The organism is Tessaracoccus sp. SD287 (genome assembly GCF_017355265.1).
Classification (GTDB): Bacteria; Actinomycetota; Actinomycetes; order Propionibacteriales; family Propionibacteriaceae; genus Aestuariimicrobium.
On the sequence record NZ_JADIJQ010000032.1, the window covers coordinates 18,425 to 28,576 of the forward strand.

Below are 10,152 nucleotides of genomic sequence, written 5' to 3' on the forward strand. Positions count from 1 at the left end.
CCCACAGCCTGATACGGCACTGGACAATCATCCCCGCATGACACAGACTGACCACGCATGGGGACACCAAGGGAGGTGCTCAAATGGTCCAATCGGTTGAACCAAATACCGTTGATTCTTTGGTCGACAGCGTGATTCTGCTCATGGCCCAGCGCCGTGCCGAGGGCCAGTCGCGCCTGCCACCCGAGCGCGAGCTCGCGGCGGGGCTGGCCACCTCCAGGGGAACCCTGCGCAAGGCGCTTGCCCGTCTCGAGGACGAGGGTCTGCTGGAACGCCGGGTTGGTCGATCGGGGGGCATCTATCTGCGCGAGGTGCGCCCCACCATGGGCCCCTCCGAGCACGAACCCGCCGGTCCATTCTCGATCAGGCGTCACCTCGACCGCATCCAGGGGGTGCCCGCATTGTTGGGTCAACAGGGCCACCAGAGCGCCACCGAGGTGCTCTCGGCGGTCGAAAGAGAAGCCGAACTGGGGGAGGCCACGGGACTGGACATCGCGGTGGGCGACCCGGTGCTGGTGTTGCTGCGGTTGCGTCTGGCCGATCGGGAGCCGCTCTCGCTGGAACAGATGATCCTTCCCGCCAATCGGTTCCCGGGACTGCTCAGCCACCCGCTGGGGTCGATCTATGAACTGCTGGAACAGCACTACGGGGTTGCCGTCTCAGCCGTGGACGAGGTCATCAAGATTGCCCGGGCCAGCACCAATGTCGCCCGGTTGCTGCGGGTCAAGGTGGACACGCCATTGTTTGACGTATCGCGCATCGGACACGACTCCCAAGGTCGCCCGGTGGAAATGTCGCACGATTTGTTCAATGCCAACATCACGACCCTGTCGACCAGTGTCGGTATGACGGGTTTCTGATTCACGAAAGGGAACGTCTTTGAATGCCAAAGAAAGATTGCTGGACTTCGCGCGTCATCATGATGTGGGGGAGATCGCGTGGTCCGATGTCGTCGCCCAGGTGCCCTCACCCAGCTGGTGGGCCTCCGACAACGTCCTGATCAAGGGTGAGAGCGAGCGCTTCGGCCCCGTCCTGGCCAAGGTGATGAGCCGCCACGCCTGGTCGTGGCGCAACCGCTACAACACCTTCGCCGCGGCCAAGGCAGCCGGTGAGATCGGTATCGCCCCGGTGGTCCATGCCACCGACGCGGAAACTGGCATCGTGCTGACCGAGCGTCTGACCGACGGCTGGCGGGTTGCCCGCCTCGACTACTACGCCGACCCGGAGTTCCGGGCCCGACTGCACCAGGCCCGGCAGGACTTCGCCGCACTCGACATCGAGCTGTCGCCGCGCAGCCCGCTGATCGACGTCATCCACCTGCTGGACGAGTGCGAGGACCGCAGGATCGCCGTCGATCCGCGCACCACGGGCATGATCGGGCGACTCAAGCCGTTCACCGACGTGTTGCTTGAGTACCGCAAGAACCTCGACCTGGTGCCCTCCCAGGGCGAGGCGACCTCGTCCAACATCATGGTCAACGAGGCCGGCGAGGTGAAGCTCGTGGGCTGGGGTTCGGCGGCCAAGCTGTCCCGGGTCCACGATGCGGCGCTGCTGGTGTCCGAGGCCACCCCGACCGTGCTCGATGCGAAGACCCTGATCGGTGAACTGCTGCCCGAGGCCACCGCCAAGGACGTCGCGGTCACCCGGGTGGTGGCGGTGCTCGAACACCTGCGCTGGTCACTGCTGACCACGCTGCGTTCAGGCACCGACCCGGACGACTCGCTGGACTCGATCAAGTACGGGCTGTGGCACATGACCCTGGCCGACATCGCCATGAATGACACCCATTGGACGACCGAGGTCGAGGAGGCGCTGGCATGAGCAATCCGACGAGCATTGACCTGCTGCAGCAGAGTTTTGAGCGCAACCCCCAGTGGGTCGGCAAGTCCTACACCCACGAACCGGTGACCGGCGGGTTGACCAACTACAACTACAAACTTCGCATCGAAGGCATCGACGGCGAGGTTTTCGCCAAGATTCCAGGCCCCGGCACCGAGGCCTTCATCGACCGCAATGCGGCCAACCTGGCCGCGGTGCAGGCCGCGGCGGCGGGCATCAGCCCCAAGGTCTACTACCTGGACCGTGAGACCGGCGTCGAATTCTCCGAATTCATCGGCGAGGAGTACCGCACCGCCACCACCCTGGACTTCCAGGACATGGAGACCTTCAACAAGGTCATGGACGTCTACCGGCAGTGGCACGCCACCCCGCCACTGCCCGACACCAAGACCATGTTCGACATGGTTGATGAGCACCTCGAGCAGGTCAAGACCGGCGACGTCGAGTTGCCCGGTTTTGCCGCCGAGGTGCTGGCCAACTACGAGCGGGCAAAGGAGCGCTACCTGTCCTCAGGGCTGAAAATGGTGGCGGCCCACAACGACCCGATGCCCGGGAACTTCCTGCTCAGTGACGATCGCCCGGTCAAGCTGCTCGACTTCGAGTACGCCGCCAACAACGACGTCGCCTACGAACTGGGCGTGCTGCTGTGCGAGATGTTCGTCAGCGAGGAGAACACTCGGCTGCTGGTCGAGCGCTACCTCGGTCACTTCGACGAGCAGTTCTTCGCCCGGGTGATGGTCAGCCGGATGATCGCCGACACGAAATGGGGCCTGTGGGGCCTGATCAACAATGCCGTGCGCAATGAGGAGTTCGACTACTACAAGTACGGCGCGTGGAAGCTGTACCGAACCCTGCAGGTCTCGCGCCATCCCGACTTCGACACCTGGTTGGGACAGATCTGATGAGTGAACTGGTTCCCGATTTCCTGGCCGACTTCGCCGTGTTCTCGACGTTCGGTGAGCGCAACGGTGGCCTGCACCGGCTGACCCTGTCGGATGAGGACCGCTTGGCGCGGGACCGGTTGGCCGCACTGGCCGCCGCGCGCGGGTGGCATCCGCGGGTCGACCAGGTCGGGAATCAGTTCTTCTTCGTCAACCCGCCGGATGAGCAGCCCACGATCATGGTCGGGTCACATCTGGACTCCCAACCCGACGGGGGTCGCTTCGACGGCCAAGTCGGTGTGCTCACCGCCGTCCACGCTGTCGCCGCCCTCGAGGACAAGGTCAGGTCGGGGGACTACCCCTTCAACCTGGCCGTGGTGAACTGGACCAATGAGGAGGGCGCCCGCTTCCAGCCGAGCGTGCTGGGGAGCAGCGTCCACACCGGTGCCGTCGCTCTCGAGGAGGCACTCACCCTCAGCGATTCGGACGGCGTCGTCCTCGCTGACGCCCTGGCCGAGATCGGATACCGGGGCAGCGACGAGGTGGGGCTACCGGCCGCCTACGTCGAGGTGCACGTCGAACAGGGCCCGGTTCTCGAGGCCGAGGGCATCGACATCGGTGTGGTCGAGGGTGCCTGGGCCGCACTCAAACTCGATGTGGTGATCCACGGCGAGCAGACCCACACCGGTCCCACGCCGATGGCGGCCCGGGTCGACGCCATGTACGCCATGGCCCGGGTGATCACCGCGGTCCATGAATACGGGCTCGGCGACCCCGACGGACGGCTGCACACCACGGTCGGGTCGCTGGGCAGCGAACCCGGCTCGCCCAACTGCACCCCGTCCAGGGTGTGGGCGAAGATCGAACTGCGTTCCGACGACCTGACCCGGGTCGAACGCAGCCGCGCCCGACTCGCCGACCTGTTCACCGACCTGGAGCAGACCGGCGGTGTCCGCGTCGAGGTGACGGGGGAGTCCCTGCGGGAGGTCGGTCGGATGTGGCCCCCCGGAACCGAACTCGTCGAGCGAGTCGCCCGCGCCGCCGGATTGTCATCCAGACGGGTCAAGACCATCGCCGGGCACGACGCCATCGTCATGAACAATGCGGTGCCCAGCGTGCTGTTCTTCGTCCCGGCCCACGGTGGCTACACGCACAACCGACATGAGTTCACCAAGGACACCGACCTGCTGAACGGGTTGCGCGTCATGGTCGGCGTCCTGGAGCAACTGTCATCGAACCAGGAGCTGTCGCCATGTTGATCGCACGAGTCATCGGTTCTGCCGTCTCGACCATCAAGGTCGAGTCGCTGCGCGGATCCAAGCTGCTGGTGCTGCGCGCCACCACCCCCGACGACGTCCTGACCGGTGACCCCTTCGTGGCGGTGGACGCCATCGGTGCCGGACACGGAGAGCTGGTGCTCGTGGCGCAGGGTTCGGCTGCCAGGCTCACCGACCGGACCGGCGACGTGCCGGTCGACGCGGTGATCATGGGCATCATCGACACCCTCGAGGTGGACGGCGAGACCACCTTCAGGAAGAACTGACCGTGGTCGGCACACGCGAGATGACCAGCGTCGGGATCGACGTGGGCACCACCACCAGCCAGGTGGTGGTGTCGCGCCTGGCGGTGGCCAACCGGGCTCGTCCCGGTCTGGTGCCGCGCCTGGACGTCAACTCGCGGACGGTGCTGTACCAGGGCGACCCCCAGCTCACCCCCCTCGACACCGACGATGCCATCGACGTTGACGCCCTGGTGGCGCTGATCCGGGCCGAGTACGACGCTGCCGGGGTGCAACCCGGTGAGGTCGAGACCGGCGCGGTCATCATCACCGGTGAGACGGCGCGGGCACGCAACGCCGAGGCCATCCTCGAGGGACTGTCCGACCTGGCCGGCGATTTCGTGGTGACAGTGGCCGGCCCCGCCATCGAGTCCCAGATCGCCGGCCGCGGTTCCGGTGCCGCGGACTGGTCGGCGATGCACTACGCCACCGTCGTCAACATCGACATTGGTGGTGGGTCGGCCAACGCCGCCAGTTTCCGCAACGGCAAACACCTCGCCTCGGCGGCCGCGATGGTCGGCGGACGCCAGGCCATCATCGACCCTGCCACCGGCACCCTGGCTCATCTCAAGCACGCGGGCCGTGCGCTGGTGGCGGCCGCCGGGCTGCCCCTGGTCGTCGGCCAACCGGTCACCCTGGGTGCCCTGCGGCAGTTCACCGACCTGATGGCCGACATCGCCGTCGACCTGGTGCTCGGCCAGACCTCGACCCTGGGTGACCTGGTCGCGCTGACCCCGCCGCTGGACGTGGACGCACGCCCTTCGGCCGTGTTCGTGTCCGGGGGAGTGGGTGCGGCCTACTACGAGGACCTGCCCACCGCCACCGTGGGCGACGTGGCCCGCTTCGGGGACGTCGGCCCCCTGCTGGCACGCTCCCTGCGCGAGCACCCCCGGTGGCAGGCCCTCACCGTCAGGCAACCGGTCCAGACCCAGCGCGCCACCGTGCTCGGCGCGGCCAGCCAGCAGGTCACCCTGTCCGGGTCGACCATCTGGGCCGAGGGCGACCACCTGCCCCTGCGCAACCTGCCAGTCGTCGAACCGCAGCTGGCCACCTTCGCGCCCGGCCTGCTGGACGCCACCCGGGTGGGTGAAGCGGTGCACGCGGCAGTACGACGATGGGATGCCGGTGAGGACCATGCCGGCGGATACGCCATCAGCCTTGACCTGCCACACCGGCTGGGCTTCGACCAGCTGACCGTGCTCGCCCAAGGACTGGCCGACTTCGCCGGCGCGCACCTGACTGCTGGGTCCCCGCTCGTCCTGGTCCTCGGGGAGGACTACGCCCAGGTGCTGGGACAGGCCATTCGGGCCAGGACCCCCGACCTTCCCCTGATCGTGGTCGACCAGATCGGCCTCGACGAAGGGGATTTCATCGACATCGGGGAGCCGCTGTTCGACGGCCGCGTCGTCCCCGTCTCTGTCAAGACCCTCGTCTTCTACCAATGAGACCCCCTACGACCCCACGGAAGGTGGCGTGAATGTTGCTCAGGACGAAGCTGTTCGGTGAGACGTTCGAGTTCGGCAGCATCAAGGAGTTGCTCGCCAAGGCGAACGAGGAGAAGTCGGGAGACCGGCAGGCCGGCATCGCCGCCACCTCCGCCGCAGAACGCGTCGCTGCCCGGCTGGTGCTCGCCGAGGTGCCGTTGTCGGTGCTGCGCGAGAACCCGGCGGTTCCCTATGACGAGGACGAGGTGACCCGGGTCATCGACGACGGGGTCAACGAGACCGTCTATGCAGAGATCAAGCACTGGAAGGTTGGCGATTTCCGCGAATGGATCCTGGCCGACACCACCGGCAACGACGAGATCCGCCGCGTCAGCAATGCGCTGACCGGCGAGATGGTCGCCGCCGTCACCAAACTGATGAGCAACCTCGACCTGATCCTCGGCGCCAAGAAGATCAGCGTCGTCAAGCACTGCCGCAACACCATCGGCCAGCCCGGCCGACTGGGTTCGCGCAACCAGCCGAACCATCCCACTGATTCGGTCGACGGCATCCGGGCCTCCCTGTACGAAGGCCTGTCCTACGGGTCGGGTGACTCGGTGCTGGGCATCAACCCCTCCGATGATTCGGTGGGCAGCGTCAGCCGACTGCTCGAGATGACCAAGGAGGTCATCGACCGCTGGCAGATTCCGACCCAGAACTGCGTGCTGGCCCACGTCACCACTCAAATGGAGGCCATGAAGCGCGGGGCACCGGTCGGTCTGCTGTTCCAGAGCCTCGCCGGATCACAAAAGGCAATGGAGAGTTTCGGCATCAGCGTCGACCTGATGGACGAGGCCCACGACGTCGCCAAGAAGTACGCCTGGCCGGAAGGCCCCCACTACATGTACTTCGAGACCGGGCAGGGCACCGCCCTGTCGGCCGACGCCCACTACGGCGCCGACCAGTTGGTGATGGAGGCCAGGATCTATTCGATGGCGAAGCGATGGGATCCCTACCAGGTCAACACCGTGGTCGGGTTCATCGGCCCCGAGTACCTCTATGACGCCACCCAGATCACCCGCGCAGGGCTCGAGGACAACTTCATGGGCAAACTCACCGGCCTGTCGATGGGCGTCGACGTCTGCTACACCAACCACGCCAAGGCCACCCAGAACGACATTGAGAACCTGGCCGTGCTGCTGGGTGCCGCCGGCACCAACTTCGTCATCGGCGTACCGATGGGTGACGACGCGATGCTCAGCTACCAGACCAACAGCTTCCACGACGCCCCGGCGCTGCGGCAGGCCGTGGGGTCCCGACCCCTGCCCGAGTTCGAGGACTGGTTGGTCGACCTCGGGCTGTACCGCAACGGACGGCTCACCGAGTTGGCCGGCGACGCGTCCTTCTTCCTGAAGAGGTGAATGACATGCAAGAGTCCACGACGACAAACAGCCTGGAAGAGATCGTTGCCAGGGTGCTGGCCGAACTCGCCAAGGAGGGCATCAGCGCTCCCGGGTCCACAGCACCCACCACGTCGAGCCACGCCGATGGCGACCTGGTCATCGACCTGCCCGACCCGACCGAACTCCAGGCACGCCGAGCGCTGGGCGTCCTCGACCCCCAGGATGCGGACGGCCTGCGCAACCTGGCGGCCACCACCAACGCCCGCCTGGGCGTGGGCCGGGCCGGGGCTCGACCACTGACCCGCTCGCTGTTGCTGTTCCAGGCCGACCACGGCGTCACCCAGGACGCCATCCACGGTGTGGTGGGCGACGACGTGTTGACCCCCCTCAACCTGTTCACCGTCACGTCCCAGGTGCGCGACCGCGAGGAATACCTGCTGCGCCCCGACCTCGGTCGACGGCTGTCGGAGGAGTCCAGGCAGATCATTGCCGAGCGCTGCACGAAGTCACCCGACGTGCAGATCTGCGTCGGTGACGGACTGTCGGCCGCGGCCATCGACAGCAACCTCAACGACATCTACCCGGTGCTGGAACAGGGCCTGGCGTCGGCCGGTCTGACCATCGGCACCCCGTTCTTCATCCAGAACGCCCGGGTGGGAATCATGAACGACGTCAACACGATCGTCGGCGCCAAGGTGCTGCTGCTGCTGATTGGTGAACGCCCCGGTCTGGGCATCGCCGACGCCATGAGCGTGTACATGGGATACGACCCGCAGCCGGGCAAGAGTGACGCCGACCGCGACTTGATCTGCATGATCACCACCAATGGCGGCACGAACCCGCTCGAGGCCGGCGCCTACGTCGTCGAGGTCGTCAAGCGGATGATGCACCATGGCGCGTCGGGCGTGAAGCTGCGCGAGTTGGCCGGACAGGACTGAGGAGCACACCCACATGGCAATTCTTGATCCCATCAAGCCCACCATCCTGGCCGCGCGCACGATCAGCAATGTCGACCGCGGGTTCGCGACTCACCTGAGGCTCGGTGACCAGCACCGTGCCCTGGGGCTGGTCACCTGTGACATCGACGACGCCCTCTACGTGGCGTTGGACGAGGCGACGAAGTTCGCCGAGGTCGAGGTCGTCTATGCCAAGAGCTTCTATGCCGGTTCGGGGTATCCGTCCGGACCGCTGTCGGGAGAGATCATCGGCATCCTGGCCGGGCCGACCCCCGCCGAGGTCACCGCCGGCCTGGATGCCTGCATCGCCCACTGCGAGCAGGAGGCGTTCTTCTACTCCGCCGACGAGGCCGGCGATCTGACGTTCTTCCCGCACGTGGTCAGCAGCACCGGGTCGTTCCTGTCCAAGGAGGCCGGCATCGCCCAGGGTGAGCCGCTGGCCTACCTGATCGCACCACCGCTTGAGGCCACCTATGCCCTGGATGCCGCTCTCAAGGCGGCGGCCGTGGAAATGAAGGTGTTCTACGAGCCCCCGAGTGAAACCAACTTCGGTGGCGGACTGCTCACCGGCAGCCACAGCGCCTGCCGCGCTGCCGCTGCTGCCTTCACCGACGCGGTCCTGGACGTGGCCCGCAACCCCCGGACCTACTGAAAGAGCTGATGATGAGCACTTACGACAATGATCTGCGTTCGGTCCAGCAGGCCAGGGACCTCGCCGTTGGCGCCCGGGCCGCGCTGCGCGAGTTCCAGTTCAGCGAGCAGGCCCAGGTCGACCGCATCTGCCAGGCCATGGTGGATGCCGCCATGGCCGACGCCCAGCGGCTGGGCCGGATGGCCCACGTCGAAACAGGTTTTGGGCATGCCGCCCACAAGCAGTTGAAGAACGAGTTCGCGGCCCGCGACCTGTGGAACTCCATCAAGGACGAACCGACCTGTGGGGTGTTGCGTACCGATCAGGCCCACCAGATCGTCGAGATCGGCTGGCCGGTCGGGGTGGTGGTGGCGCTGACGCCGTCCACCAATCCCACCTCCACCGCCATCTTCAAGATCCTGATCGCCGTCAAGGCGCGCAATGCGATCGTGGTGGCCCCGCACCCCTCGGCGCGGGACTGCACCGCCGAGACCGTCCGGGTGATGGCTGACGCCGGCGAGCGGGCGGGCATGCCGAAGGGTCTGGTCAGCTGCCTCACCGAGGTCAGTCTGGAAGGCACCAACGAGTTGATGAACCACTACGCCACCTCGATGATCCTGGCCACCGGGGGACCGGGCATGGTCAAGGCCGCCCACAGTTGCGGCAAACCGGCCCACGGTGTCGGCCCGGGGAACGTGCCGGTCTGGGTCGATCGTTCCGCCGACGTCAGCGCGGCCGCCCGGATGATCGTCGACTCGAAGTCCTTTGACTGCTCCACGATCTGTGCCACCGAACAGACGGTCATTGCCGATGCCCCCATCGCCGACCAGCTCAAGCGCGAGATGCAAGCCGCTGGTGCACACTGGCTCAGCGCCGAGGAGTCGAAGCGGTTGGGCGCGCAGATGTTCCGGCCGAACGGCATGATGCTGGCCGGGCTGGTGGGCCGCACCCCCCAGTACATCGGTGAGCAGGTGGGTGTCGCGGTTCCAGCCGACGCCCGCATCCTGGTCGCCGACCTGACCAGCATCGGGCCCGAGCAGCCACTGTCCCGCGAGAAGCTGACCACCGTGCTCGGCTTCATGGTCGCCGACGGGTGGCGCAGCGGCTACGAGCGCGCGGGCGAGGTGCTGAGGTTCGGTGGCGACGGTCACACGGCGGTGATCCACTCCCGCGATGAGGACGCCATCCTCACCTTTGGCGTCCAGCAGCCCGCGTTCCGGGTGCTCGTCAACACGTGGGGCTCGCTGGGAGCGGTGGGTGCCACCACCGGTCTGCCACCGTCGATGACCCTGGCGCCCGGCGGCGTCGGCGGGGCGGTCGTCAGTGACAACATCACCCTCAAGCACGTCCTGAACACCAAGAGGATGGCCCGGCACATGACCGACGCCCCCGCCGTGGCCCGTGACCATCGCAGCCCCCAGGATGCCCGCCCCGACAGCGAGGCGATCGAGCGCATCGTG

Annotated in this window: 10 protein-coding genes; all 10 read left to right on the forward strand. The window is 66.6% G+C overall.

Features of this window, described 5'->3' with window-relative positions:
• Positions 1 to 143 precede the first annotated feature (143 nt).
• Entirely contained in the window at positions 144 to 860 is a 717-nt protein-coding gene (locus IPV09_RS11760; protein WP_207475446.1) for a GntR family transcriptional regulator, read from the forward strand.
• Positions 861 to 879: 19 nt separating this feature from the next.
• Positions 880 to 1,821 carry a hypothetical protein gene (locus tag IPV09_RS11765; RefSeq protein ID WP_207475447.1) on the forward strand — a complete coding sequence of 314 codons (942 nt, stop codon included), beginning with the start codon at positions 880 to 882 and terminating at the stop codon, positions 1,819 to 1,821.
• Positions 1,818 to 2,741: a choline/ethanolamine kinase family protein gene (locus tag IPV09_RS11770; RefSeq protein WP_207475448.1), complete on the forward strand. Its 924-nt coding sequence runs from the start codon at positions 1,818 to 1,820 to the stop codon at positions 2,739 to 2,741. Before IPV09_RS11765 ends, IPV09_RS11770 begins: the two co-directional genes overlap by 4 nt.
• Complete coding sequence (locus IPV09_RS11775; RefSeq protein ID WP_207475449.1) at positions 2,741 to 3,979, forward strand: allantoate amidohydrolase; 1,239 nt, start codon at positions 2,741 to 2,743, stop codon at positions 3,977 to 3,979. Before IPV09_RS11770 ends, IPV09_RS11775 begins: the two co-directional genes overlap by 1 nt.
• Entirely contained in the window at positions 3,973 to 4,263 is a 291-nt protein-coding gene (locus IPV09_RS11780; RefSeq protein WP_207475450.1) for a EutN/CcmL family microcompartment protein, read from the forward strand. Before IPV09_RS11775 ends, IPV09_RS11780 begins: the two co-directional genes overlap by 7 nt.
• Positions 4,264 to 4,265: 2 nt before the next feature.
• The gene (locus tag IPV09_RS11785) at positions 4,266 to 5,723 is read left to right on the forward strand and encodes an ethanolamine ammonia-lyase reactivating factor EutA (protein WP_370590306.1); all 1,458 of its coding nucleotides are present in this window, start codon (positions 4,266 to 4,268) and stop codon (positions 5,721 to 5,723) included.
• Between the two features lie 32 nt (positions 5,724 to 5,755).
• The gene (locus IPV09_RS11790) at positions 5,756 to 7,123 is read left to right on the forward strand and encodes an ethanolamine ammonia-lyase subunit EutB (protein ID WP_207475451.1); all 1,368 of its coding nucleotides are present in this window, start codon (positions 5,756 to 5,758) and stop codon (positions 7,121 to 7,123) included.
• A 5-nt stretch (positions 7,124 to 7,128) separates the two neighbouring features.
• Positions 7,129 to 8,043, forward strand: a complete 915-nt coding sequence (gene eutC / locus IPV09_RS11795; protein ID WP_207475452.1) for an ethanolamine ammonia-lyase subunit EutC — start codon at positions 7,129 to 7,131, stop codon at positions 8,041 to 8,043.
• A 13-nt stretch (positions 8,044 to 8,056) separates the two neighbouring features.
• Positions 8,057 to 8,713 (forward strand): ethanolamine utilization microcompartment protein EutL, encoded by a 657-nt coding sequence (gene eutL, locus IPV09_RS11800; protein ID WP_207475453.1) that lies wholly within the window; start codon positions 8,057 to 8,059, stop codon positions 8,711 to 8,713.
• Positions 8,714 to 8,724: 11 nt separating this feature from the next.
• Positions 8,725 to 10,152 (forward strand): aldehyde dehydrogenase family protein (locus IPV09_RS11805; RefSeq protein ID WP_242681558.1); only part of this gene is annotated, 1,428 nt, incomplete at its 3' end.